Source organism: Anaeromicrobium sp. (assembly GCF_025210435.1).
GTDB lineage: Bacteria > Bacillota > Clostridia > Peptostreptococcales > Thermotaleaceae > Anaeromicrobium.
Genome location: NZ_JAOART010000042.1, coordinates 20,586 through 46,202, shown reverse-complemented (window position 1 = coordinate 46,202; position 25,617 = coordinate 20,586). Strand labels below are relative to the sequence as shown.

At 33.1% G+C, this 25,617-nt stretch carries 22 protein-coding genes, 1 tRNA gene, 1 rRNA gene and 1 other RNA gene; 10 read left to right on the top strand and 15 right to left on the bottom strand.

What is annotated here, in order from left to right:
* The 3 genes from N4A57_RS05050 to N4A57_RS05040 form a co-directional block, all read right to left on the bottom strand.
* Positions 1-123 (bottom strand): 16S ribosomal RNA (locus N4A57_RS05050); the annotation flags it as partial.
* Positions 124-475: 352 nt separating this feature from the next.
* On the bottom strand, positions 476-1,099 hold the full coding sequence (locus N4A57_RS05045) for a 50S ribosomal protein L25 (RefSeq protein WP_293656536.1): 624 nt from the start codon (positions 1,097-1,099) through the stop codon (positions 476-478).
* A gap of 103 nt (positions 1,100-1,202) precedes the next feature.
* A complete protein-coding gene (locus tag N4A57_RS05040; protein WP_293656535.1) occupies positions 1,203-1,796 on the bottom strand; it encodes a 50S ribosomal protein L25 in 594 nt (197 codons plus the stop codon).
* Between the two features lie 188 nt (positions 1,797-1,984).
* Between N4A57_RS05040 and N4A57_RS05035 the strand changes: the two genes are divergently transcribed.
* Positions 1,985-2,152, top strand: coding sequence for a (2Fe-2S)-binding protein (locus N4A57_RS05035; protein ID WP_293656533.1), 168 nt, complete (start codon positions 1,985-1,987; stop codon positions 2,150-2,152).
* A 46-nt stretch (positions 2,153-2,198) separates the two neighbouring features.
* Here N4A57_RS05035 and N4A57_RS05030 read toward each other — a convergent pair whose 3' ends face one another.
* The 7 genes from N4A57_RS05030 to N4A57_RS05000 form a co-directional block, all read right to left on the bottom strand.
* On the bottom strand, positions 2,199-2,558 hold the full coding sequence (locus N4A57_RS05030; RefSeq protein WP_293656532.1) for a methyl-accepting chemotaxis protein: 360 nt from the start codon (positions 2,556-2,558) through the stop codon (positions 2,199-2,201).
* 324 nt (positions 2,559-2,882) lie between these two features.
* The gene (locus N4A57_RS05025) at positions 2,883-4,295 is read right to left on the bottom strand and encodes a phospholipase D family protein (protein WP_293656530.1); all 1,413 of its coding nucleotides are present in this window, start codon (positions 4,293-4,295) and stop codon (positions 2,883-2,885) included.
* A 124-nt stretch (positions 4,296-4,419) separates the two neighbouring features.
* A complete protein-coding gene (gene nifJ, locus N4A57_RS05020; RefSeq protein WP_293656528.1) occupies positions 4,420-7,953 on the bottom strand; it encodes a pyruvate:ferredoxin (flavodoxin) oxidoreductase in 3,534 nt (1,177 codons plus the stop codon).
* 165 nt (positions 7,954-8,118) lie between these two features.
* The gene (locus tag N4A57_RS05015) at positions 8,119-8,385 is read right to left on the bottom strand and encodes a pro-sigmaK processing inhibitor BofA family protein (protein ID WP_293656526.1); all 267 of its coding nucleotides are present in this window, start codon (positions 8,383-8,385) and stop codon (positions 8,119-8,121) included.
* Between the two features lie 241 nt (positions 8,386-8,626).
* Positions 8,627-8,932 (bottom strand): DUF2508 family protein, encoded by a 306-nt coding sequence (locus tag N4A57_RS05010; RefSeq protein ID WP_293656525.1) that lies wholly within the window; start codon positions 8,930-8,932, stop codon positions 8,627-8,629.
* A 136-nt stretch (positions 8,933-9,068) separates the two neighbouring features.
* Positions 9,069-9,668: a recombination mediator RecR gene (gene recR, locus N4A57_RS05005; RefSeq protein WP_293656524.1), complete on the bottom strand. Its 600-nt coding sequence runs from the start codon at positions 9,666-9,668 to the stop codon at positions 9,069-9,071.
* A 46-nt stretch (positions 9,669-9,714) separates the two neighbouring features.
* Positions 9,715-10,062, bottom strand: coding sequence for a YbaB/EbfC family nucleoid-associated protein (locus tag N4A57_RS05000; RefSeq protein ID WP_293656522.1), 348 nt, complete (start codon positions 10,060-10,062; stop codon positions 9,715-9,717).
* Between the two features lie 220 nt (positions 10,063-10,282).
* On the opposite strand from N4A57_RS05000, the gene N4A57_RS04995 reads away from it, so the two are divergent.
* From N4A57_RS04995 to N4A57_RS04985, 3 genes are all read left to right on the top strand, one after another.
* Complete coding sequence (locus N4A57_RS04995; protein ID WP_293656521.1) at positions 10,283-11,092, top strand: hypothetical protein; 810 nt, start codon at positions 10,283-10,285, stop codon at positions 11,090-11,092.
* Between the two features lie 108 nt (positions 11,093-11,200).
* Positions 11,201-11,878 (top strand): response regulator transcription factor, encoded by a 678-nt coding sequence (locus N4A57_RS04990; RefSeq protein WP_293656520.1) that lies wholly within the window; start codon positions 11,201-11,203, stop codon positions 11,876-11,878.
* Between the two features lies 1 nt (position 11,879).
* Positions 11,880-13,694: a sensor histidine kinase gene (locus tag N4A57_RS04985; protein WP_293656519.1), complete on the top strand. Its 1,815-nt coding sequence runs from the start codon at positions 11,880-11,882 to the stop codon at positions 13,692-13,694.
* 8 nt (positions 13,695-13,702) lie between these two features.
* On the opposite strand, the gene dnaX is transcribed toward N4A57_RS04985, so the two are convergent.
* The 3 genes from dnaX to N4A57_RS04970 form a co-directional block, all read right to left on the bottom strand.
* Complete coding sequence (gene dnaX, locus N4A57_RS04980; RefSeq protein ID WP_293656518.1) at positions 13,703-15,337, bottom strand: DNA polymerase III subunit gamma/tau; 1,635 nt, start codon at positions 15,335-15,337, stop codon at positions 13,703-13,705.
* 365 nt (positions 15,338-15,702) lie between these two features.
* Positions 15,703-15,966, bottom strand: an RNA gene (gene ffs, locus N4A57_RS04975) — signal recognition particle sRNA large type.
* A 22-nt stretch (positions 15,967-15,988) separates the two neighbouring features.
* Positions 15,989-16,076: transfer RNA gene (locus N4A57_RS04970), tRNA-Ser, on the bottom strand.
* Positions 16,077-16,349: 273 nt separating this feature from the next.
* Between N4A57_RS04970 and N4A57_RS04965 the strand changes: the two genes are divergently transcribed.
* From N4A57_RS04965 to N4A57_RS04945, 5 genes are all read left to right on the top strand, one after another.
* Complete coding sequence (locus tag N4A57_RS04965) at positions 16,350-16,868, top strand: NADH-quinone oxidoreductase subunit NuoE family protein (RefSeq protein ID WP_293656517.1); 519 nt, start codon at positions 16,350-16,352, stop codon at positions 16,866-16,868.
* A 2-nt stretch (positions 16,869-16,870) separates the two neighbouring features.
* The gene (locus N4A57_RS04960) at positions 16,871-17,263 is read left to right on the top strand and encodes a (2Fe-2S) ferredoxin domain-containing protein (RefSeq protein ID WP_293656516.1); all 393 of its coding nucleotides are present in this window, start codon (positions 16,871-16,873) and stop codon (positions 17,261-17,263) included.
* A gap of 48 nt (positions 17,264-17,311) precedes the next feature.
* Positions 17,312-19,105 carry an NADH-quinone oxidoreductase subunit NuoF gene (gene nuoF / locus N4A57_RS04955; protein WP_293656515.1) on the top strand — a complete coding sequence of 598 codons (1,794 nt, stop codon included), beginning with the start codon at positions 17,312-17,314 and terminating at the stop codon, positions 19,103-19,105.
* A 19-nt stretch (positions 19,106-19,124) separates the two neighbouring features.
* On the top strand, positions 19,125-20,873 hold the full coding sequence (locus N4A57_RS04950; protein WP_293656513.1) for an NADH-dependent [FeFe] hydrogenase, group A6: 1,749 nt from the start codon (positions 19,125-19,127) through the stop codon (positions 20,871-20,873).
* A gap of 100 nt (positions 20,874-20,973) precedes the next feature.
* Positions 20,974-21,252, top strand: coding sequence for a 2Fe-2S iron-sulfur cluster-binding protein (locus N4A57_RS04945; protein WP_293656512.1), 279 nt, complete (start codon positions 20,974-20,976; stop codon positions 21,250-21,252).
* A gap of 36 nt (positions 21,253-21,288) precedes the next feature.
* Here N4A57_RS04945 and N4A57_RS04940 read toward each other — a convergent pair whose 3' ends face one another.
* Positions 21,289-22,638, bottom strand: a complete 1,350-nt coding sequence (locus N4A57_RS04940) for an MATE family efflux transporter (RefSeq protein ID WP_293656510.1) — start codon at positions 22,636-22,638, stop codon at positions 21,289-21,291.
* A gap of 266 nt (positions 22,639-22,904) precedes the next feature.
* Here N4A57_RS04940 and N4A57_RS04935 point away from each other — a divergent pair, with 266 nt between their 5' ends.
* A complete protein-coding gene (locus N4A57_RS04935) occupies positions 22,905-25,277 on the top strand; it encodes an ATP-binding protein (RefSeq protein WP_293656508.1) in 2,373 nt (790 codons plus the stop codon).
* On the opposite strand, the gene N4A57_RS04930 is transcribed toward N4A57_RS04935, so the two are convergent.
* The gene (locus N4A57_RS04930) at positions 25,274-25,615 is read right to left on the bottom strand and encodes a hypothetical protein (protein WP_293656506.1); all 342 of its coding nucleotides are present in this window, start codon (positions 25,613-25,615) and stop codon (positions 25,274-25,276) included. The genes N4A57_RS04935 and N4A57_RS04930 overlap by 4 nt on opposite strands.
* Positions 25,616-25,617 lie beyond the last annotated feature (2 nt).

Sequence of the window (25,617 nt, the reverse complement as noted above, 5' to 3'; positions counted from 1 at the left end):
CCCGTCCGCCGCTGTCCTTCTTTAGAATCATCCGAAGAATCAACTAAAGAATTCTCGCTCGACTTGCATGTGTTAGGCACGCCGCCAGCGTTCATCCTGAGCCAGGATCAAACTCTCAAATAAAATCAAAAATTTGTTTGTCACTATTGTGACTGCTCTATTGTAAATCAACGTTACCTTTTTAAAAAGGTTATATTCAAGCTGGCTTAAATTCTTATACTGTTTAGTTTTCAAAGTTCAATTTGTTTTGTCGCTTCATTGCGACGACTATTAAATCATATCATTTTTGTTTTCCTTTGTCAACATGTTTTCAAATTTTATTTTTCTGTCCTTGTTGACAACATGTAATATACTAACACTTATCTCTTCTAAAGTCAACATTAATCTTTATTGAATTTCATTCCATTTCCCTTTGTGTATGATTCCTTTAAATTCTAATTCATATTCATGTGTAATATTATATTACACACGAATATCACTCCTCCTTCTCTCCAAAAAGAACTTCTGCTGCTATGTCTAATTGTTCCACTTCAGATTCTTCCATCTTTTTATCCGCTTTTATAAGAGCTGCTATAACATCTTCTCCATTATTCATTATACTTATTTCCTGAGCCAACTCCACATCTGCAATTTTTAGTGGATTTCCCAGTTTAAGTATTGACACATCCACATCAATACTATCTGGAATATTTTGCGGTAAACACTCCACTTCCACTTGTGATATTTGCTGTTGAACTACCCCTTCACTAGATTCGACCTTTCCTTTTCCTACTAATCTTATTGGCACCATAGTATGTATAGGCGTATCATAAGATATTTTTTGAAAGTCTATATGAATTATATGATTACTGACAATATCCCTTTGAACTTCCTTTATCATCACAAGGTTTTGACTTCCTTCTGTGTGTAGATCAATTAAAGCATTAGATCCATAGGATTTTATCAAAGTATCTAAATCCCTTTTATCCAATTCAACAACAGAATTTTCAATATCATGTCCATAAACGACTCCTGGAATACGGCCTTCCATTCTCATCCTATGGCAAGCATTTGATCCTATTTGGTTTCTTACGTTGGCATGTGCATCAGATTTAAGCATCTTATCCCTCCTAGTATTTATCTACTAGTCAGTATTTCCAAAGTTTTAGTTTATATACTTATAGAACTTAAAAAGAGTTAGCAAAAAGCTAACTCCTCATGACTTAATATAAACTAGGTTCTTCCACAGGATCCTCCACTTTACTAGTAGAAGCAAGTAAGGCTACAATAGACTCTCCATCATCTAGTACCTCTATGTTTTCATTTTCAAATACATTTAAATCCTTAACCAATATAGGTTCTCCAAACTTCATATTAGTTGCATCAAATTCTATAGATTGAGGTAAATATCTAGGATATGTTTGAATTTCTATTTCTATCTTTTGTTGTTGTATTACAGATACACTTGATTCAACTACAGATTTATTTAATATATACAAAGGAATCCTAACTCTTATTTCTTTATTTTCATCCAGCTCTTGTAGATCCATGTGAAGTACATAATCCTTAGTAATATGCCTTTGTATTTCTTTAATGATTGCCGATTTAATTTCTTTGCCAAAATCTAATTGGATGGTAGATCCAACTCCATATCTATTTAATATTTTTTCCAACTCTAGCTTACTAAGTTTAATACTTATGGTTTTCTCTCCACACGAATATAGAATTGCAGGAACTAATCCTTCTTTTCTTAAAGATTTTAATTGATTTTTTTCCTTCCTTTTTCTAATTCCCACTTTTAACACTGGTATAGCCATAATCTTTATCCCCCTTTTAAAAAGTATACATGTCCTATATATATGTATTGTATTAATTCTATAAATATTACAAATATTCATTAGCATTATAATTTAATTTTTAGAAATGTATATTTTTCAGCAACCTTATCTAAAATAAATATATATTATACGCTTATTCTAATTTCTAGAGGGAGAGGTGAATGATCATGTCAATTGTATGTGAATGTTTTCAAGTAACAGAAGAAACAATTCGAGAAGCAATAAGAAATGGAGCTACTACAGTAGAGGCAGTAGGAGATGTAACTCAAGCAGGTACTGGATGTGGAGGTTGTCAATCAAGAATAGAGGAAATTATTAATGAAGAAAAAAAATAAGAAAAGGCATAAGCTCAATTCTTTTATGAAGCTTATGCCTTACTTTTTATATTCTAAATCTCTTTATTTCTTCATTCATTTTCACAGCCAATTCATTTAATTTATCAGCTGCTGTTGCCACCTCTTCTACAGCCATAGATTGCTGTTGCATAGAAGCACTTACCTCTTCCGAAGCCGCTGCCGTTTCTTCTGACACGGCAGATATATTCTCTATTGATGCTACAATATTATCCTTATTCCCGTTTAGCACTTTAACAAATTCACCCATAGCTTCAATTTTTCCTGCAATACTGTCTATAGATTTGTAGATAGTATCAAAGGAATTTCTTATTTCATCAGCAACAACGGCAAATCCTCTTCCATATTCCCCTGCTCTGGCCGCTTCAATAGAAACATTTAAGGCCAATAGGTTAGTTTGCTCAGATATGGCAGCAATTGTATCTAAAATACTTCCTATATAATAAGATCCATCCTATTTGCTAATTTGTCCAGAGATATGTCAGCACCTATGACTCCTACAAATTCATTTCCATTAGCAGTATCGTATACGGGTATGCACTTATTCATAATCCTCATTTATGTTATCCATATTTTTCGAGTTTTTCCAACGTGTTTTTCTGAATTTTATAGGAATTTAATCTGGTATATAAATCCAATTACCTATTCAAATAATTTTTTCAATTTTAAAACAAAAACAGACAAAAGTATTGCTCTTTGCCTGTTTTTCCCCTTAAAATGTACTAAATCCACTCCACTCTTGGAGGCGATAAATCATAGTCCTTAATATGGATTCGTCCTCATATTCAGCATAATCCACCGTATACAACCCATCTTCATTACTCCAAATCCTATTAAAGTAGTTTAATACACTTTTTTCTATTCTATCATCTCTTTTAAGTCTTACCATCAAATCCGTTTCTAAATTATAGTCTCCTATATTTCTTCTAGTTAGGTTGGCAGAACCACCTATTACTATAGTTTCTTCCTCTTTCTTTACAATTATTAGTTTGGTGTGAAATTGTTCTCCGTGGGTATCATACCATTTTATTTCTATGTTATTGTCACTCTTATCTTTAAGTTCCAAAGCAACTTGCCTATTGGGAATACCATTTTTCTTAACTCCAAAGGCATCCTTATTAGAATCTAATACTATTTTCACATCTACCCCTCTCCTAGAAGCATTTATGAGTTCCTCTATAACGTCCCTTTCAGATAAATAAAACATGGCTATTTTTATTTCATAACCCCTTTTAGCGTCTTTGATTTCTTTTATTAGACTATCCTTTATTTTCCCTTCTGTTATTAAAGTGACCGTCCCATTAGAAACAATATTATCTCCTTTATACTCAATAGATACATCTTCTTCAAATCCAGAAATCTTAAGGACATTTAGTTCTGACTTAATCAAATCTTCTATTATGGGCCCTGTTACTTTAAATGCCATATTAGAGTGATTTCCACTGGCATCATGGGGATTCATAGAACTTACTATGGCACCCTTATCACTTATTATGACCTTCCTGTGATTTGCTTTAAAATTTATAAGTTTTAAATACCCCCTTAAAGTTACCTTAGACGAATCTGGCCTAAATGGATTTGGTAACATGCCCTTACTTCCCACTCCAAACCACTTTATAAAAGTCCTCCAAACCCCTGAATACATAGGATTTGAATCCCTCATTTTTTCCATATTAGTAATTATGACTGGTATATTATTATCTTTTAGTTCCTTTATATATTCCGATTCATATACTCCATAAAAATTATTAATCTCATCCGTTATAAATAGTATTTTCACATTAGGGTTTTGTCTCTTCTTATTAATAAGGGCTTCTGTTAATCTTTTAGATATTTTAGGGTACACAACCTTAGTACTCCTATTATAATCATCATTAAACAAAAACATATCTAATAATATGAAGTCTTTAGCTTCATCTATTAACTTTAGCTGTTCACTAAATATTTTTTGTTCCTTAATATACTCATTATCCTTCATATAGGTTAAATCATATAAAAATTCTATATGGCCATCCTTTTCTTCACTTCTATAAGACACCCCATCAGGCACACTTCTCAAAAAACCATTCATAATCGTAATAAGTACTACCGACCACAATATTATTTTCCATTTATACCCTTTCACCCAACCACCTTCTTAAATAAAATCCTATATAATAGTTATAATAATCTAAATCATCATATAATTCAAGTTCTCAAGAACCTCTCCATAGAAAAAGGATGCAGATTAATCTGCATCCTTTAATATACTATCCTAATTGAGACATTGTCTTGTAAGTAGTATACTTATCTTGGGCTTCTCCCTCAGCCTTAACGAATAATTCCTTCGCTATTTCTGGGAATTGCTTTTGTAATGAAGTATATCTCACTTGTCCTTCTAAGAAACTTCTAAACTTAGTAAAGTCTGGTTCTTTAGAATCAAGTACAAATGGATTCTTTCCTTCTTTCTTAAGTTCTGGGTTGAATCTGTATAAGTTCCAGTATCCACAATCTACAGCTTGCTTAATGTTAGCTTGTGATCTTCCCATACCTTCTTTTATACCATGGTTGATACAAGGAGCGTATGCGATGATAATTGATGGTCCATCATACTTTTCAGCTTCAGTTATAGCCTTCATGAATTGATTCTTGTCAGCACCCATACCAACTTGTGCCACATATACGTATCCATAGCTTGCAGCCATTAATCCTAAGTCCTTCTTCTTAACCTTCTTACCAGAAGCAGCAAACTTAGCTACAGCAGCAGTTGGAGTTGCTTTAGAAGACTGTCCACCAGTATTTGAGTAAACTTCCGTATCAAATACTAATACATTTACATCTTCTCCAGAAGCAAGTACGTGGTCAAGTCCACCATAACCAATGTCATTAGCCCATCCGTCTCCACCGATGATCCATACAGACTTCTTGATTACATAGTCTTTTCTTTCTTCTATTTCAGCTAATAGTTCAGTAGCTTTTGCATCATCTGACTTACCTTCAAATACTGGTAACATTTCAGCATAAGCTTCTTTAGTTACTTCAGCATCTTCTTTTCCTTCTAACCACTTAGCAAATGGAGCTTTAACATCCTCAGAAGCATCTGTAGCTACTAATTCAGCCATTAAATCTGCTAATTTATTTCTAATTTGTTGAATTCCTAAGTGCATACCAAATCCATATTCAGCATTATCTTCGAATAATGAGTTAGCCCAAGCTGGACCTCTTCCATTCTTATCTGTGCAATATGGTGTAGCTGGTGCTGAAGCTCCCCAAATAGAAGAACATCCAGTAGCATTAGCTATCATCATTCTGTCTCCGTATAATTGAGTAATAACCTTAGCGTATGGAGTTTCTCCACAACCAGCACAAGCTCCAGAGAACTCTAAGTATGGATGCTCAAACTGACTTCCCTTAACTGTTTTATTGTTCATTGGGTTTTTCTTAGGTTCTACAGTCATAGCATACTCCCAGTTAGCTACTTCTACTTCTTGAGATTCAATTGGCTTCATTTCAAGAGCAGTTTCCTTAGCTGGACAAATATCAGCACAGTTTCCACAACCTGTACAGTCTAATGGACTTACTTGAATTCTGTACTCTAATCCTTCGAATCCTTTACCCATAGCTTTCTTAGTCTTAAATGCTTCTGGTGAATTCTTACATTCTGCTTCGTCTGCTAATACTGGTCTAATTGCAGCATGTGGACAAACGAAAGAACATTGATTACACTGAATACACTTATCTATATTCCACTCTGGTACATTAACTGCAATACCTCTCTTCTCGTATGCAGAAGTTCCCATAGGTAATGTTCCATCTTCTCTTCCAGCGAATGTACTTACAGGTAAGTCATCTCCCTTTTGTCCATTTACTGGCTTTAATACGTTTGTAATAAATTCTGGTTCACATACTTCTTGAGTTGCAGCAGCTTCTTCAACTAGAGCTGACCAAGAAGCAGGTACTTCTATCTTAACTAACGCACTGATTCCTCTTTCTACAGCATCTTTGTTCATATTAACAATCTTTTCACCTTTTTTGCCATAGGACTTAACAACAGCTTCTTTTAAGTATTCAACAGCCTTATCTTCGTCTATAACCTTAGCTAACTTGAAAAATGCAGATTGCATAATCATGTTAGTTCTATTTCCAAGTCCGATTTCTGCTGCTATATCAGTAGCATTGATTGTATATAAGCTAATTTCATTATCTGCTATATACTTCTTCATTGAAGCAGGTAATTTTTCTTCTAATTCTTCAGGTGACCATTTACAGTTAAGTAAGAATGTTCCACCTTCCTTTAATCCATCTAATACATCATACTGATTTACGTATGCAGGAGTTGAACAAGATACGAAGTCAGCAGTACTGATTAAGTATGTAGATTTAATAGGAGTTTTACCAAATCTTAAGTGAGATACTGTTACTCCACCAGACTTCTTAGAGTCATAAGAGAAGTATCCTTGTGCATAAAGATCAGTCTTGTCTCCTATGATCTTAATAGCATTTTTATTAGCTCCAACAGTTCCGTCAGAACCAAGTCCCCAGAACTTACATCTAATAGTTCCTTCTGGAGCCGTTACAATAGGTTCTCCAACTTGGATAGATGTATTAGTCACATCATCAAGGATACCTACAGTAAATCCATTCTTAGGCTCATCTGCCTTTAAGTTATCAAATATAGCTTTAATTTGAGATGGAGTAGTGTCTTTTGATCCTAATCCATATCTACCACCAATAACTATAGGAGCATTTTCTTTTTCATAGAATAATGTTCTAACATCTTGATATAATGGTTCTCCTAATGATCCTGGTTCCTTTGTTCTATCTAAAACAGCAATCTTCTTAGTAGTCTCAGGTAATACATTTAAGAAGTACTTTTCACTAAATGGTCTATATAATCTTACCTTAATTAAACCGATTTTTTCTCCTTGAGCTACTAAGCTATCAATAGTTTCTTCTATAGTTTCAACTACAGAACCCATAGCTATAACTACATTTTCAGCATCTGGTGCTCCCACATAGTCAAAAGGTTTATATGATCTTCCTGTAACCTTGCTAATTTCCTCCATGTATGTGTTAACCATATCTGGAACATCATCATAGAATTTGTTACAGGCTTCCCTAGCTTGGAAGAAAATATCTGGGTTTTGAGCTGATCCTCTAGTTACTGGATGCTCTGGATTTAAAGCTCTTGCTCTAAACTCTTTAACTGCATCGTAGTCAACTAATTTAGCAAACTCATTGTAGTCGATAGTTTCAATCTTTTGAATTTCGTGAGATGTTCTAAATCCATCAAAGAAATGTAGGAATGGAACTCTACTCTTAATAGCAGTTAAGTGAGCAATCCCACCTAAATCCATAACCTCTTGAACAGATCCAGACGCAAGCATAGCAAATCCAGTTTGTCTAGTTGCCATAACATCTGAATGATCTCCGAAAATTGATAATGCATGACTTGCTACAGCACGAGCACTTACATGGAATACTCCAGGTAATAACTCTCCAGCAATCTTATACATATTAGGAATCATTAATAATAATCCTTGAGAAGCAGTAAAAGTAGTAGTTAATGCTCCTGCTTGTAATGATCCATGAACAGCTCCTGCTGCTCCTGCCTCTGATTGCATTTCTGTAACTTGTACAGTTTGACCAAAAATATTTTTTTGCCCATTTGCTGCCCACTCATCAACAAACTCTGCCATGTTTGATGATGGTGTAATTGGATATATAGCTGCCACATCTGTAAATGCGTATGAAACATAAGCTGCAGCCGTATTTCCATCCATTGTCTTCATTTGTCTAGCCATTTGTAGACCCCCTTGTATACAATATACTTTCTTTAACAATATATGTCCCTACTATCAATTCTATTATATAATAAAAAAAAATTCTAGTAGTTTTCACCAGAATTTAAAGTAATTTTTTGTATTTTTTTATTTCTTATGAAACTAAGCCCATTTCCCCTTATCTGTTTACAGAATCTTCTGAAGCAACATCAATAAAATCACACCAGGAATTCCCAATAGACCTGCCACTAATGCAGTTATTATGTTTATACCTATTTTAAGTCCTATAAATTTCCCCAAAAAATTTACTACTATTAATAATACGCCCCCTAATACTCCATTCCAAATTAATTTTAAAGTTATTTTAATGGGTATTAAAAGAACATATCCTAATATGTATAAAAGTATTAATCCAAAGGCATAGGCTAATATTACTTGTAATTCTACTGCCATCCATAACCACCCTCCATGGTTCATTTATAAAAAATATTTCTATATTTATTATATTAAGGGTTGTATAAAAAATATTACCCTAATTGGAATATTTATTATTCTTTTTATGAATCAAACATGAGATCTCACGATTTTTGTATATAGTATAAAGTATACAATGACGCCTTTGAAATTGTATATTTCTATAATTGCACCCGTATACAAAAAACACAATGAAGTAGGGTCACCTTTTAACCCAACCTCATTGCAATTTAATATGTATTCCCATTTCTCTTGCTAACCTCATAAGATATATATATTTTGTTCTAGCCGCTTCCATTCTAAATATGGCATGATCTATCAAGTCTGGATCCGTGGCATTTTGAAAAAAGTTCTCTGCATATTGCCATTCTTCATGGGCCAATCTTATATGATCTACCATTTTATCCGCTTCACTTTTTATCTCTTGGCCCGTTAATAGTTGTGAATATATATTACTTATTCCATCTAAAAAACTATTCTTTTTTGAGTGTTCACTTCTTTTAATATTTTTGACTGCCTCTTGCATACATAACCCCCCTAAAAAAATCTTCTAACCTTCTTATATATAACTTCTCCACATTTTTAGGCAGGTATACCTTTTTTTAGGGATTTTTAAAAAGATTTTATAATAACAAAAAAGAATGGCCCTTTAACAACCATTCTTATATTTCACGTCTACCTTCTAATGCCTTAGATAAAGTCACCTCATCTGCATACTCTAAATCTCCACCTACAGGAACTCCATGGGCTATTCTAGTAACCTTTATTCCAGCTGGTTTTATTAGCTTAGAAATATACATAGCTGTAGCTTCTCCCTCTATGGTAGGATTAGTAGCGATTATAACTTCTTCTACAGGATTTTGTTGTAATCTCACTATCAGTTCCTTTATCTTTATACTCTCAGGGCCTATACCTTCCATGGGAGATATGGCTCCATGTAATACATGATAATGACCTCTAAATTCTCGAGTTTTTTCCATGGCTATTACATCCCTTGGACTCTCTACTACACAAATAAGATTCTTTTGTCTGCTTTCATTTCTACATATATTACAAGGATCCACATCTGTTATATTTGCACAAACAGAACAGTATCTTGTCTTTTCTTTAGCATATACTATAGCCTCTGATAAGGACTTAGCCTCTTCCATACTAATATTTAAAACATGAAAGGCTAGTCTTTGAGCTGTCTTTTTCCCAATACCAGGTAATTTAGAAAACTCTTCTATTAATCTAGCCACAGGACCTGCATAATATTCCATCCTATTCACCTCCAAAAATTAAACCGAGCTTAAGCTCGGTCTTTTATTAGAATAATCCTGGTATATTAAGTCCACCTGTTACTTTACCCATTTCACTATTCATCATTTCATCAGCTTTTCTTAAAGCCTCATTTGTAGCAGCTAAAATTAAATCTTGTAACATTTCTATATCATCTGGGTCTACTACTTCTGGTTTTATAACCACATCTAGTAGTTCCTTCTTACCATTTACCTTTACAGTAACTGCACTTCCACCTGCACTAGCTTCTACTTCCTTTTCTTCAAGTTGACTTTGCATTTTTTCCATTTCCTTTTGCATCTTTTGAACTTGCTTCATCATATTATTCATATTTCCAGGCATTCCTCCTGAAAATTTACCTCTACCTTTAGCCATTTAAACTCTCCTCCATTTATATTAAATTTTCAATTTATATACTATTATACTTTTAATATTATACCATATATGCAAATATATATAATATTTTTTTAATAGACCATATGAATTCTTCCATAAAACTTTAAGAAAACATAGGAAGGACACAAAGAGAACACACCAATTCATTAAACTTAAATTAAGTCAAATCGCAGCACACAATTATAAGGAGGATTTTAAAATGAAAAAATCAAGCATATTAACATTAATACTAAGTGGAATCATTTTAGCATCATGTATTGGTCCCGTATTTGCAGGAACAAATATGAAGAGTCCAGTAACAACATGTGAATCACAAATCATTGAAACAGTAGATAATATGGACTTTAATGATTTCATAGAACCTACGAAAGATGATACAATAAATATGAAGAATCAAGCAACAACATGTGTATCACAAATGATTAAAATAGTAGATAATATAGATTTTAATGATTTCATAGAACCTATAAAAGATAATTTAAGTAAAGATGAAATAAAAAAATTAAAAAAGTTACACGAGGATGCCATAAAGTTAGACAAAAAAGAAAAATTTGATCAAGCAAATAAATTATGGGATGAAATTTTTTCTATCACTGATAAATATGAATTTTTTAATGGAGAACCTCTTTCTTTTAAAGATTTCATTAAAGATCTAGATGGAGCTTATGATAAGAATGACTTAGCTAAAATAGAAAAAATCTACAATAAAATATTAGATTTAGAAAAAAGTAATAAATACGACGAGGCAAATGAATTATGGAATGATCTTTTTGAATTATTGGAAGATGATGTAGTTGTGAACATAGAAGATTTAGACTTCAAAGATTTTATAAAGGATTTCTCTAAGGATTTAAAGGAAGGTGAACTAAAAGAATTAGAAAACCTTTATAATCAGGCCTTAGAGTTAGATAAAAAAGGTAAGTATGACGAGGCAAATGAACTATGGAATAAGCTCTTTCATAAATTAGACGAAAATATAGATTGGGAAGAATGTGAGACTATAAATTAAGTAGTTTATCCCAAAAAAAGGGAGTACATAAAGTTTAATAGCTTTTGTCCTCCCTTATTTTTATGCTATATTATAAATTATTAAAAGAAATAAAAAGGAGGTATTTTTTTGAATAAAAATGTACTTATAGTGGAAGATGAAGCTAGAATATTAGAAATCACTTCCGATTACTTTAAGGCAAATGATTTTAATGTATTTGAAGCAGTAGATGGTCAAGAGGCCTTAGATTTGTTTAACTCTAATAAAATAGATTTAGTAGTATTAGATATAATGATGCCCAAATTAGACGGCTGGTCTGTATGTAGGAGGATTAGGAAAAACTCAGATGTACCTATCATAATAATCACAGCCCGCTCCGATGAAGATGATAAATTAATGGGATTTGAATTAGGTGCTGACGAATACGTCACAAAACCCTTTAGCCCTAAAGTACTAGTGGCAAGGGCAAAAAACCTTCTAAAAAGGGCATCTGGTTCCATTAATTCTTCAATTAATACATTAGAAGTAGGAGGTATTAAAATAGACAAAAGTTCCCATATTATAACCATGGATGGAAAACAATTAGATTTGGCTCCTAAGGAATTTTCCCTATTAGTTTACCTTATAGAAAACAAAGGCTTAGTATTATCTAGGGAAACTATTTTGAACAATGTATGGGCATATGATTTTTTTGGTGATTTAAGGGTTGTAGATACCCATATAAAAAAGTTGAGAAAAAAACTCGGTGACAAGTCATCCTATATTCATACCCTCATAAGGGTAGGATATAAGTTTGAGGTCCTTTAAAATGAAAAGACAAAGCATAGTATTTAAATTATTCTTAATCACCTCCTGCACTTTTCTAACCTTTTTATTATTTCAAATGATTTTTCAACGTCTTTTTTTAGAACGGGTATACTACAATGAAAAAATTAAGAACACAAAAGACAGTATAAATGAATTTATCAAAAAATATCCTTCCACAGAAGAAAACTTTAATGCTTCATATAAGGAAATAAATAAGTTTATAGAAGAAAATAATTCTTATCTGGCCATAACAGATAGTTCTGGTAACATAGAATTGTCTTCTATGATAAATCCCATTCCAGAGGCCATGGTAATTAAAGGAGAATATAACAAACTTTATAAAGTATATTTAGATATCCAATTATATGATGAGGACTTTCAGAGTGTAAAATTTAATTTAAATGATGAAATATACTTAGATGGTTTGATAGATGAAAACTTTAATGAATTTATAGATATTTATTCTATAAAATATAAGGGAAAAGAATATGTACCAAATAAAAACACAGAATACTATCTGGAAATAGAGGATACCACTACTGAAAATATTTTAACCTTAGATAATTATTTAAAAGAATCATCCATTAAAGGAACTATCGTAAACTTAAGTCGTGCAGATTATTCTAAGGATTTCACCTTTTTTTATGATGATATTTTGTTAGGACAGATCAATAACTTTTTTGCAGATCCAAGTTTATTTGCCCCTCCACAGGGTGACTTTATAAGCTATGATTATATAGATGAAATGACTAACATAAACCATGTTATTTTTATAAAATCCTTTAAAGTAGGATTAGAAACTAAATATGTATTTTCTTCCACTTCCCTTCAACCCGTTAGTGAGGCTTTAACTGTAATAGAAAAATACTATATATATTTTTTCATAGTTGCATTATTTTTAATAGGTATTTTATCATTCTTTTATTCCAAAATCATATCAAAACCCCTTATAAATATTAATAGGGTGGCTAAAAAAATGGCTACCTTAGACTTTAGTAATTATTGTGAAGTAAATAGTAATGATGAATTAGGAAGTCTGGGGAAGAATTTAAACATACTATCTAAAAACTTAGAACATAATTTAAACCAATTAAAAATAGCCAATGAAAAATTAGTAGATGACATGGAAAAGGAACGCCAGCAAGAAAATATTAGGCGAGAATTTGTGGCAAATATATCCCATGAATTAAAAACTCCATTAGGTATAATCAAAAGTTTTTCCGAGGGCATAAAGGATGGTATATATGAAAAGAAGAAGGATTATTATTTAGATGTGATAATTGACGAAGTAGAGCAAATGGACAAACTCATTTTAGATATGCTCCAATTATCCAAGTTAGAGTCTAAAGGTTTCAAACTAAATAAGAACTATTTTTCCTTAGATAAATTAATCCTTTACTCAAAGGATAAATTTAAGGGTATGGTTGAAAATAAAAACCTGAAAGTAAACTTAAATATAAAAAAATCCACAGTATACGCTCATAAGTCTAAGATAGAACAGGTTATAAACAATTTATTTTCCAACGCCATAAGGTATAGTCCCCAAAATGAAAAAATAAATATATCCATAGATGAAAGGGACGGTGAGATCTATTTTTATATGGAAAACACAGGAACCCACATACCCGAGGATGAAATCCATAAGATATGGGATAGATTCTATAGGGTTGAAAAATCTAGAAGTAAAGCATCAGGAGGCACGGGACTTGGTTTACTCATAGTTAAAAATATATTAGAACTTCATAACAGTTCCTTTGGAGTGAAAAATACTACTAAAGGAGTAGAGTTTTTCTTCAGTTTAAACAAGGGTGATTAATATCACCCTTATAGTATTTCCAAATTAAATTCTCCAAACTTTTCTTTTATCTTTTCAACTTCTGCTTCCTCATTTTGGGGTTCTTCTGGTTCATCTTCCTTTTTAACAGATAAGTTCTTTATATGCGACTCCATAACAAAATCTAGACCTATACTTTCACCATACATTTCTTTCATTACACTTTGTATAAAGTCACTTCCTTGAGATGCCATTTCTTTATGAAAAGAAAAGGCGTCACCAAAGGATATGACTAATTTATTGTTTTTAAATCCCACTAGACTTCCTTCTATTAGTACAGCATGTAATGATATTTTCTTTTTCTTAATGACCTTTAATATGCCCTCCCAATTATTTTTAATACTATTAAATCTATCTCCCCTAGAAACTACTGTGGCAGGTTTAATTTCTTTTTTTACTTCTTCTTTTGCATCTTCCTTTGGTTTTTCATTAACCTCTTCCATAGGGACAGGATTAGAAACCACATTTATCTGACCTGTTTTTATTCTTCTCTCTAGGGATTCTATCCTATCTAACAACCCTTCTACAGAATTATCCACTTGGGGAGAAGATAACTTTATGATTGTAAGTTCTAACAATACCCTTGGCTGAGATGCCCATTTTGCATCGGCAGATAATTTAGATAATAGGTTTATACTCCTACTAATAGAGTTCATAGATAAACTTTCACTTTGCTTACAAAGCCTTTGTATATTTTCCTTAGATAAATTTATTATTCCCCCTAAATCATCTGATATTTTACTCATCATGAGATTCCTATAATGGGTTATTAAAACCTTAATAAACTGATGTATATCCTTGCCTGAATCCACTAAGTTTTCTATGAGTTTCATACATTCCTTAGTATTTTCATCTTTTATATTATCTACTAAATCCAATAAATATGAATCATTTACGGTTCCTAGTATGTCTATCACATTATCATAGGTTATATTATTTTCATTAATCGAAACGCATTGGTCTAATATACTAAGGGCATCCCTTAAGGCTCCATCTGAATTTCTAGCTATAAGCTCTAGGGCTTGCCTATCCACATGGATATTCATGCTACCACAAATAGATTCCATAGTACCTGATATATCATCTTCCTTAATTCTCTTTAAATCAAACCTTTGACATCTAGATAATATGGTTGCGGGTATTTTATGAGGTTCCGTCGTGGCTAATATGAAGATTACATAATGGGGAGGTTCTTCTAAGGTTTTTAAAAGGGCATTAAAGGCACCTGTAGATAACATGTGAACCTCATCTACTATATAGACCTTATACTTTCCCTTAGTAGGTGGATATTTTACATTTTCCCTAATTTCCCTCACATCATCCACACCATTATTAGATGCTGCATCTATCTCAATTACATCCATTATACTTTCATTTAAAATTCCCAAACAAATTTCACACTCATTACAAGGATTATTATCTATAGGATTTAAACAATTCACTGCACGGGCAAATATTTTAGCCGTAGAAGTTTTCCCCGTACCCCTAGTTCCACAAAACAAGTATGCATGGGCAATATTATTATTCTCTATTTGATTTTTAAGTGTCCTTGTAATATGACTTTGTCCTACCACATCTTCAAATTTATTTGGTCTATACTTTCTATATAACGCTATATATGCCATAACACATTACCTTTCTTTTGTATATTCTATTAATACTCGTCTATAGCTTTACTTGAGTCTATTTCAGGAAAAAATTTTCAATAGTTCCCTGAAATAGGCACACATAAAGCTGGTTTATAAATAAGAAATCTATACTTACTCTTATTTTAAAATACTAATTAGTATATGTAAATTATTATTATAAATCTATAAAGTATTGTCTTCATAAAATTAGTTAATTTCTTATACATTTTCTCACATTTAATCAATTTCAATAAGCATAGTATACTTTATAAATATTTTGAAAATTCCTTAAATTTTTATTAACAATAAAAAAACATGTAGAATTCATATGAATCTACATGCTATTATACTTTATATAAAAGCTGTGCACCTATATCGACAAGCCGTTACAAGCGTGACCCGTATAGTTAACTCAACTCAGGCACCCTTGTGGCACATGAAAGGGACTACTTATCGCTGCTTCCTTCCGGATCTGACGAGGTTCATAGGCTTTCATTGCACAAGACCCAAATCTCATCGCCACTTGTACGGGGCAGACCTCACAACGACAGGCCTCTAATAGGCGTTCGACCCTGCTAAGGCGGATTGCAGGTTACAGGACACCGCCAACTTCCCATCTAGCACAGCAAACTTTATAAACTTTTTAAATGGCGGAGAGAGCGGGACTCGAACCCGCGGGGCCGTTAAGCCTTACACGCTTTCCAGGCGTGCTCCTTAGCCACTCGGTCATCTCTCCATATAGAGATTAAAGATTTTCTCTTCAATCACGACATATACTATCTTAACACATGTAAAAATATTTTGCAATAGATTATGAACTGTAAGTTTATTCAAATAATTGTAATTCTTTCTCTAAGATTGTTAATAATTTATCATTGACTTATCTTGTGAATTTTGAGAAAATTATTGTAATTACAACTTTTATATAAGAAAAGGATTATTTTCCCTTTGAAAAGGGTAAATTATATAAGTAAAAGTCTTTTTATCACACGAAAGGAAGGTGAAAATTGTGAGTCATTTAAATTTAAATGTACAAATTCCAGAAACTGCAAATCTAGGAAAAGAAAAATTCCATGACCTAAGAAAATATATAGAAAACTTGGATACAATCGATGGTGCTTTAATCAGTATATTACATAAGGCTCAAACTATTTTTGGTTATTTACCAAAGGAAGTTCAATTATTTGTAGCTAGAACATTAAATCTTCCAGCTGCTGAAGTTTATGGTGTCGTAAGTTTTTACTCATATTTCACAACTGAACCTGTTGGCAAATACACAATAAGCGTATGTATGGGCACCGCATGCTTTGTAAGGGGTGCTGACAAAGTAATAGAAAGGATCAGCCAAAGATTAAATATTAAACCTGAAGAAACTACAGGTGATGGCTTGTTCACATTAAAAAGCGTTCGCTGCATAGGAGCCTGTGGCCTTGCACCAGTAGTAACTATCGGTGAAAAGGTATACGGCAGAGTTACTGTAGAAGAAATGGATGAAATTTTAGATTCCTATACAGGTGAGGAGGCATAAGTATGCAAATTAAATCTTTAGATGAATTGAAAAAGATAAGAGAAAACTCCCTTAAAAAGGTGAATTTAAGACAAACTGGTGAATCCGATTCACCCCATACGGAAATCCTTGTGGGAATGTCCACATGTGGTATAGCATCTGGTGCTAGAGAGACATTAAATGCCTTAGTTGAAGAAGTTAATAATAATAACCTAATGGATGTTAAAGTTATCCAAGTAGGTTGCATAGGACTTTGCCATTCAGAACCAATAATCCAGGTAAATCGTCCTAACGAAAAACCTGTAGTATATGGAAAAATAGATCCATCAAAGGGTCGTGAAATCATTAAAGAGCATATTATAAACGGAAAAGTATTGGACCAATATGTAATTGATGTTGACTTTGTTCGTCCATAAATTAGGATTTCCAAATGAAAAATTTCATATTAGGTTAGGAGGTAAATAATGAACAATTATCGCATAAATATAATGGTCTGTGGAGGTACTGGGTGCCTTGCATCAGAAGGTGACAAGGTAATTAAAAACCTAGAACTCATCCTAAAGGATCGTGGCTATGACAAAGAGGTACAGGTTGTTAAAACTGGATGTTTTGGATTTTGCGAACAAGGTCCCATAATAAAAATCCATCCAGATAATGTATTTTACGTAAAAGTTAAACCCCAGGATGCTAAGGAAATCATTGATGAACACATTATCAAGGGAAGAAAAGTTGAAAGACTTCTTTATGAAGAACCAAACATGAAAAAGAAAATCCAAGAACACGAAAATATGCCCTTTTATCAAAAGCAATTACGTATAGCTTTAAGGAATTGTGGTTTAGTTAATCCAGAGGATATTCATGAATACATAGCATTTGATGGATATGCAGCCCTTGGAAAAGTATTGACTAAAATGACTCCAGATGAAGTTATTGAAGAAATTCAAGAATCAGGACTTCGTGGTCGTGGAGGTGGTGGATTCCCCACAGGACTTAAATGGAAATTCACTAGACAATCAGAATCTGATCAAAAGTATATCATATGTAATGCTGATGAAGGAGATCCAGGAGCATTCATGGATAGAAGTATCCTAGAGGGTGATCCCCATTCTGTATTAGAAGCCATGGCCATAGCTGGATATGCCATAGGAGCTGATTTTGGATATATCTATATTCGTGCTGAATACCCACTAGCAATTGAGAGATTAAACGTGGCTATTAAGCAAGCTCGTGAAACTGGATTATTAGGAAAAGATATATTCGGTACAGGATTTAACTTTGATATAGATATTAAATACGGAGCTGGAGCCTTCGTATGTGGTGAAGAAACTGCACTTATCCACTCCTTAGAAGGTAAACGTGGAGAGCCTACTTATAAACCTCCATATCCGGCAGAAAGTGGATATAAAGGAATGCCCACATCCGTTAACAACGTGGAGACTTTTGCTAATATTCCACCTATCATTTTAAAGGGTGCCAAATGGTTTAGCTCCATTGGAAGTGAAAAATCCAAAGGAACTAAGGTTTTCGCCCTAGCTGGAAAAGTAAACAACGTAGGCCTAGTTGAAGTTCCTATGGGTATTACCTTAAGGGAAATAATATATGATATTGGCGGTGGAATACAACACGGAAAGAAATTTAAGGCTGTTCAAACGGGAGGACCATCTGGTGGTGTAATCACAGAGAAGGACTTAGATACTCCAATTGATTATGAAAGTTTAATGGGTATCGGATCTATGATGGGTTCTGGTGGTATGATCGTAATGGACGAAGACAATTGCATGGTAAATATTGCCAAATTCTACTTAGAGTTCACTATGGAAGAATCTTGCGGTAGATGTACTCCTTGTCGTGTAGGTACTAAGAGAATGTATGAAATATTACAAAAGATCACTGATGGTGAAGGAAGTATGGATGATTTACAAAACTTAAAAGAATTATCCCATATGATTAAGGGAAGTTCCTTGTGTGGTCTAGGACAAACGGCTCCTAACCCAGTACTTAGTACTATGAACTTCTTTTGGGATGAATACCTGGCCCACGTTAAAGACAAACACTGTCCTACAGGAGAATGTTCTGGCCTTGCCAAGTATAAGATCATTCCTGAAAAATGCGTTGGATGTACTGCCTGTGCTAGAGTTTGTCCTGTAGATTGTATTGAAGGTGAAGTTAAAAAAGAACACGTTATAGATGAAAGCAGATGTATTAAGTGTGGAGCATGTTTTAACACATGTAAATTTAGTGCAATAGTTAAACCATAGTAAAGAGCGAGGTGATAATATGTCTAAAGAAACAGTTTCAATTATTATAAATGGTGAAGATTATCAAGTACCTAAGGATAGCACCATATTAGACGTGGCTAAGGATGCAGGCATTAATATTCCTACATTGTGTCACTTAGATTTACACAACTTAAAAGCCGTTAACAAGGCCGCTTCTTGCCGTGTTTGTATGGTAGAAGTAGCAGGAAAAAATAATTTAGCTCCAGCCTGTGTTACTAAAGTATCAGAGGGAATGGATATAAAGACAGACTCTATTAGGGCTATTAAAGCAAGAAGGATGGCTGTAGAGTTATTATTATCAAATCATCCAAATGAGTGTTTTACCTGCCCTAGAAACTTAGACTGTGACTTACAAGCCCTAGCTAAGGATTTAGGTATCACTAGAATCAAATTTGAGGGTGAAAAGAAAGAATATGCAAAGGATACTTCAAGTGCTTCAATAGTAAAAGATCCAAGTAAATGTATCATGTGTAGACGTTGTGAAACCATGTGTAATGACGTTCAAACCTGTGGAATATTATCTGGGTTAGACAGGGGTTTTGATGCTATTGTTGGACCTGCATTTAATCTTCCAATGAAAGATACTTCATGTACTTACTGCGGACAATGTGTTGCCGTATGTCCTACGGCAGCTTTAACGGAAGTTAACTCTATAGATAAGGTATGGAGTGCTATTGAACATAAGGATAAATATGTTATTGCCCAAATAGCACCAGCAATTCGTGTTGCCTTAGGTGAAGAATTTGGAATGGCACCAGGAACTATAGTAACTGGAAAAATAGCTACAGCCTTAAAGAGGCTAGGATTTGATGGAGTATTTGATACGGACTTCGCTGCTGACTTAACTATTATGGAAGAAGCATCTGAATTAATCCATAGATTAGAAAACAACGGAACCCTTCCAATGTTAACTAGCTGTTGTCCAGCTTGGGTTAAATTCATTGAGCATCAATTCCCAGAGTTGTTAGATATACCATCCACATGTAAATCACCACATATTATGTTTGGTGCCATTGCTAAAACTTATTATGCTGAGAAAATGGGAATAGATCCAAATAAGATTGTAGTAGTATCTGTTATGCCATGTGTAGCCAAAAAAGCTGAAGCTGAAAGACCAGAACTTACTAAAGATAATGCTAATGATGTGGATTTAGTAGTTACTACAAGAGAATTTGCCACTATGATTAAAGAAGCTGGTATGGACTTCACTAAATTACCAGATGGAGAATTTGATAAATTAATGGGAGAAAGTACTGGAGCATCTGTAATATTTGGTACAACTGGTGGAGTTATTGAAGCTGCCCTTCGTACTGCCTATGAGTGGGCTACTGGGGAAACTTTAGAAAAGGTTGACTTTAAACAACTACGTGGTCTTGATGGCATTAGGGAAGCTACCGTTGACTTAAAGGGAAAAGAACTTAAAATAGGTATTGCCCATGGACTTGGAAATGCCAGAAGATTATTAGAAGATATTAGGGATGGAAAATCTCACTACCACGCCATAGAAATCATGGCCTGCCCTGGTGGATGTGTTGGTGGAGGTGGCCAACCATATCACCATGGAGATGCATCTATAATTGAAGCACGTCACAAGGCAATATACGAAGAGGATGCTGGTAAGACATTGAGAAAATCCCACGAAAACCCTGAGATCATCAAACTATATGAAGAGTTCCTAGGAAAACCCCTTGGCCATAAATCTCATGATTTATTACACACTCACTATGAAAAGAGAGATAGAATATAATTTTAAGGAAGGTGATTTATTTTCACCTTCCTTTTATTATTAATATTATTGTATATACTATTAATATGATTCTTATATTTAACATAAGGATGTGAATAATATGTACATAAAAATCACCTTTTCCAAATCTAATAAAATCATAGACACAATACCTGGTAGTACATTACTTCAAATCTTAAGACATAATAATATATTCATTCCTTCCCCCTGTGGTGGCAACGCCCTTTGTGGAGGGTGTAGAGTTAAAATAACAAAGGGAAATGATTTAATGGATATTAGTGCAGAAGAATATGATAAATTATCCGACGAAGAAATAAAAAGAAACTTCCGATTATCCTGTAGTTATATTCCTAAGGAAGATATAATAGTTGAAATTTAGAAAGGCTAATACCTAGTTCATATTAGCCTTTTTAGATTATTCTGCCACTGTTAAATTTTTTATCCACTTCCCCGATTTATATCTCGTAAAGGATACTACACACTTTACCACTTCCTCTAGAGTTACTAACATATATACTTCATATATTCTTAATTTAAATAAGATGGCTCCTATTAAACAAAGGGGCACTCCTATAAACCACATGGTCATAAACTCTACCCTTAAAACATACTTAGTATCTCCTCCACCCCTTAGTATCCCAACGATTAATATTCCACCTATGAAACGGGCTGGAAGAACTATTGATGTTATTACAATCATATAATAGGCGTTCATATAAACTTCATCAGATACATTATAAATTTTCAGTACATATTTAGATGATATTACTAAAATTATTCCTATTATCACAGATAAGACCAAAGTAGTTTCAAGTAATTTTTTAGAATAATATTTACTTTTATCATAATCTCCTCTACCTACTTCCGTTCCCACAATGGCGCAGGCTCCATTGGCCATGGCAAATAATACGATTAAAAACATATTTTGTATGGATGTACATATCTGAACTGCTGCCATTGATCTTGTTCCCATATTTCCATATATGATAGCATATATGACTATACCTAACCCCCAACAAATTTCATTTATTATAACAGGTATAGTAACATCCATAACTCTCTTAAAAAATCCCCTATCAAAGTCTATTAAGGTCTTAAAAGAAGCTTTTAACACATGACCTTTTCCGTATATTAAACATATAATTAAAACCATTTCCACAACTCTAGCTATTAAAGTAGCCATGGCTGCTCCCTTTATACCCAAGGCAGGCATACCTAAATTCCCAAATATAAGACCATAATTAAATACTACATTTAATACAAAGGCCACACTACTACATACCATAGGCACAACCGTTTGTTGCACTCCCCTACTTCCAATTCCATAGGATAAGGATATGGCTGTAAACACATAACTCATGCTCACAATGGTTAAATAATCTTTACCTAAGGATATGACTACATTACTTTTATTAAATAAATATATTATATTTTCATTAAAGAAAGTTCCTCCTATTAAAAATACAATGCTAGTACTTATACCTAATACCAAAGATACACCCAATACCCTTCTTATACTATTAACATCTTCCTTTCCCCAAAATTGGGCTATTAAAACATTACATCCAGAACATATACCCATCATAAGTAAATTAAACATGAAAAAGTATTGATTTGAGATACCTAATGCAGCCACGGCTTCCTCTCCTAATTTCCCGATCATGAAGCTATCCATCATATTTACAGAAGAAGTTATAAAGTACTGAATCATAATTGGAAAAGCCACTTTAAATAGTAACTTATAAAAGGATTTTGAATCACTCATATTATCACCTACTCTCAATTTTTCCTAACAAAAAAAACACCCTAAAACCCGAAAGTTTTACAGTGCTTCTCAATCACCATTAATAAATATTTTTTTATATGTTATCACAAATTACCCTTATACTCAACTATAGATTTATTATTTATAAACTAGCTTTATATGGCCCTACTTCAGGAAAATATATTTGAATTTTTATTATTTACCAACAATTCACATGATACTTTACCTTTTATTAGGGTATATATTCATAAAAGGGGGGTATTCTTATGCTCAATAAATCTAAAGTATCTATAGAAAATTTAAAAAATACATGTAGTTTAGAATCTGTAAATTTTAGTACTACAAAAGACTTAATTCCATTAGGACCTGAAATCATAGGCCAAAAGAGAGCTTCTGAAGCCATACAATTTGGTCTTTCAGTGAAAAATAAAGGCTATAATATTTTTGTGGCAGGTGCCAGTGGTACTGGTCGAAATAGTTATGTGAAACATATTGCCAAGTATTTTTCAAGAAATCTTTCAATCCCCGATGATTGGATTTATATATACAACTTTAAAAATCCATACACTCCAATGAGTATTAACTTAAAGGCAGGTCTTGGAAAAGAGTTTTCAAAGGACATGGAAAACACTATAAAATTACTAAAAAAAGATATTAAAAAGATATTTCATTCTAAAGAATATCAAAGAGCAAAAACTAGTATATCCCAAGAATATGAAAACTATATAAATAATTTAATTGAAGAATTAAATGTGATAGGACCAAACTATGGATTTATCTTTACTAATACGGAACAGGGTATATTAAGTCTCCCCCTTAAAGATAGTGAACCTATGACAGAAGAGGATATAAATAAACTTTCCGATGATGAAATCGAAAGTATAAGAATTCAATCTGATAAACTAACCATAGAAACTACAGATATATTTAGTGATTTAAAAAACAAGGATGCTTATATAAAATTAAAATTCAAAGAACTAGATGAGGAGACGGTTATTAATTTAATTGACTTTTATATAGATCCTTTAAAGGAAAAATACTCATCTTCTCCAAAAACTACAGAATATTTTAATATGGTATCCCAAGATATATTAAAAAACATAGCCGTTTTCAAAGGAAATAAGGAACAGGAAGGATACGAAGAATTTTTCCTTAGATACAAGGTAAACCTATTTATTGATAATTCTTCCTTAGATAAGGCCCCTGTCATATTTGAATCTAATGCTGCTTATCATAATTTGTTAGGGCGTATTGAATACAAAAATGAAATGGGGATTATGAAAACAGACTTTACCCAAATAAAACCCGGATCTATCCATGAAGCTAATGGAGGATATTTAGTTCTTCAAGCTAAGGATATATTATCTAATTCTGCAACTTGGACTAGCCTTAAGAGAATGTTAACTAATAATAAATCCCTGATAGACGATTTAAATAGACCCCTAAATTATATTATCTCAGGAACTTTGAAACCTGAATCTATTCCTTTAAATTTAAAAGTCATCATAATAGGAAGCCACTATGCCTATAATGCCTTATATTCCCACGATGAAGACTTTAGAAAATTATTTAAGATAATGGCTGACTATGACACTCAAATGGTAAGAAATAAAAATAATTCAATTAAAATGGCTCGTTTCATTGCTTCCCATTGTGAAAAAAAGAATCTACGTCATTTTACTAAAGAGGCTGTAGAAAAGATCATAGAACACAGCTCTCGACTTGCAGACCATAAACAAAAGCTAAGTGCTAGATTTAATTCCATAGTTGAAATCCTTTATGAAGCAAATACTTGGGCAGAATTTGACAATAGCCCTATAGTTGAAAAATCCCATGTTAAAAAGGCCATTGAACAAAAGATGTACAGAAATGGCATATATGAAGAAAAAATATTTGAAATGTTTGAATCAGAAGATATTTTATTAAATGTGGATGGGAAAAGAGTGGGAGAAATAAATGGACTAGCCGTTGTGGGAGTAGGTGACTATTCCTTTGGTAAACCTAGCAAAATCACCGTATCTACCTATCGTGGCCGTGCTGGAATAATCAATATTGAAAGGGAAGTAGAATCTAGTGGCCGTATTCACGATAAGGGCGTCATGATAATAAGTGGATACCTTGGACATAAATATGCCCAAGATAAACCCCTAGCCATATCTGCCAGTATAGTATTTGAACAACTATACTCTGGAGTAGATGGAGACAGTGCATCCTCCACGGAACTATATGCCATATTATCTAGCATATCAGAAGTACCTATCAAACAATCTATAGCCGTAACAGGATCAGTAAATCAAAGGGGTGAGATCCAACCTATAGGTGGAGTAAACGAAAAAATTGAAGGATTTTACAAGATATGTAAATTAAAAGGATTAACGGGAGAACAGGGAGTTATGATTCCTCACCAAAATGTGAAAAATCTAATGCTTTCCGATGAAGTAATTGGGGCCGTGAAAAATGGCATGTTCCACATTTATTCAGTTAAAACCATCAATGAAGGTATCCAAATCCTAACAGGTGTGGAAGCTGGAGAAAAGAACGATTTAGGCGAATACCCTGAAGGTTCTATCCATTATTTAGTCAATGAAAAACTATCCGAATTAGCAGAAGCAGAAAGATTAAAAAAAGCGGAGGCCTAGGCCTCCGCTTCATTTAGTATGTCATCCATATGCCTACCCTCTTTAGATAGATAGGATTTCATATAGGTAACTCCTTCTTCTATTAAGTTGTCCAAATCTTTTTTAGTAATAAGTACCTTTACCACAGTAGGCAGTACCTCATAGGTCTTTTCCACCACATAAAAATATTTTATGTCCCCCATACCCCTACCAAATGCCTTTTCTGCTTGAATTACTAGGGATAATACGATTTTTTTTACTAATTCTATTTTCTCTTTTTTGTATAAAAATAATAAAACTGCAATAGTCCCTATTACAGTGATTAAATCCAGGTAATGATTCTTCATAAAACCAATCATCT

Excerpts from the sequence above, each read along its gene's own strand:
- N4A57_RS04935 (WP_293656508.1), top strand. The coding sequence starts at position 22,905 with ATGCTCAATAAATCTAAAGTATCTATAGAAAATTTAAAAAATACATGT.
- N4A57_RS04930 (WP_293656506.1), bottom strand. The coding sequence starts at position 25,615 with ATGATTGGTTTTATGAAGAATCATTACCTGGATTTAATCACTGTAATA.
- N4A57_RS04940 (WP_293656510.1), bottom strand. The coding sequence starts at position 22,638 with ATGAGTGATTCAAAATCCTTTTATAAGTTACTATTTAAAGTGGCTTTT.
- recR (WP_293656524.1), bottom strand. The coding sequence starts at position 9,668 with ATGGAATATTATGCAGGTCCTGTGGCTAGATTAATAGAAGAGTTTTCT.
- nifJ (WP_293656528.1), bottom strand. The coding sequence starts at position 7,953 with ATGGCTAGACAAATGAAGACAATGGATGGAAATACGGCTGCAGCTTAT.
- N4A57_RS05045 (WP_293656536.1), bottom strand. The coding sequence starts at position 1,099 with ATGCTTAAATCTGATGCACATGCCAACGTAAGAAACCAAATAGGATCA.
- N4A57_RS04985 (WP_293656519.1), top strand. The coding sequence starts at position 11,880 with ATGAAAAGACAAAGCATAGTATTTAAATTATTCTTAATCACCTCCTGC.
- N4A57_RS04950 (WP_293656513.1), top strand. The coding sequence starts at position 19,125 with ATGTCTAAAGAAACAGTTTCAATTATTATAAATGGTGAAGATTATCAA.
- N4A57_RS04995 (WP_293656521.1), top strand. The coding sequence starts at position 10,283 with ATGAAAAAATCAAGCATATTAACATTAATACTAAGTGGAATCATTTTA.
- N4A57_RS05015 (WP_293656526.1), bottom strand. The coding sequence starts at position 8,385 with ATGGCAGTAGAATTACAAGTAATATTAGCCTATGCCTTTGGATTAATA.
- N4A57_RS05010 (WP_293656525.1), bottom strand. The coding sequence starts at position 8,932 with ATGCAAGAGGCAGTCAAAAATATTAAAAGAAGTGAACACTCAAAAAAG.
- N4A57_RS05035 (WP_293656533.1), top strand. The coding sequence starts at position 1,985 with ATGTCAATTGTATGTGAATGTTTTCAAGTAACAGAAGAAACAATTCGA.
- N4A57_RS05040 (WP_293656535.1), bottom strand. The coding sequence starts at position 1,796 with ATGGCTATACCAGTGTTAAAAGTGGGAATTAGAAAAAGGAAGGAAAAA.
- N4A57_RS05000 (WP_293656522.1), bottom strand. The coding sequence starts at position 10,062 with ATGGCTAAAGGTAGAGGTAAATTTTCAGGAGGAATGCCTGGAAATATG.
- N4A57_RS04960 (WP_293656516.1), top strand. The coding sequence starts at position 16,871 with ATGCAAATTAAATCTTTAGATGAATTGAAAAAGATAAGAGAAAACTCC.
- dnaX (WP_293656518.1), bottom strand. The coding sequence starts at position 15,337 with ATGGCATATATAGCGTTATATAGAAAGTATAGACCAAATAAATTTGAA.
- nuoF (WP_293656515.1), top strand. The coding sequence starts at position 17,312 with ATGAACAATTATCGCATAAATATAATGGTCTGTGGAGGTACTGGGTGC.
- N4A57_RS04945 (WP_293656512.1), top strand. The coding sequence starts at position 20,974 with ATGTACATAAAAATCACCTTTTCCAAATCTAATAAAATCATAGACACA.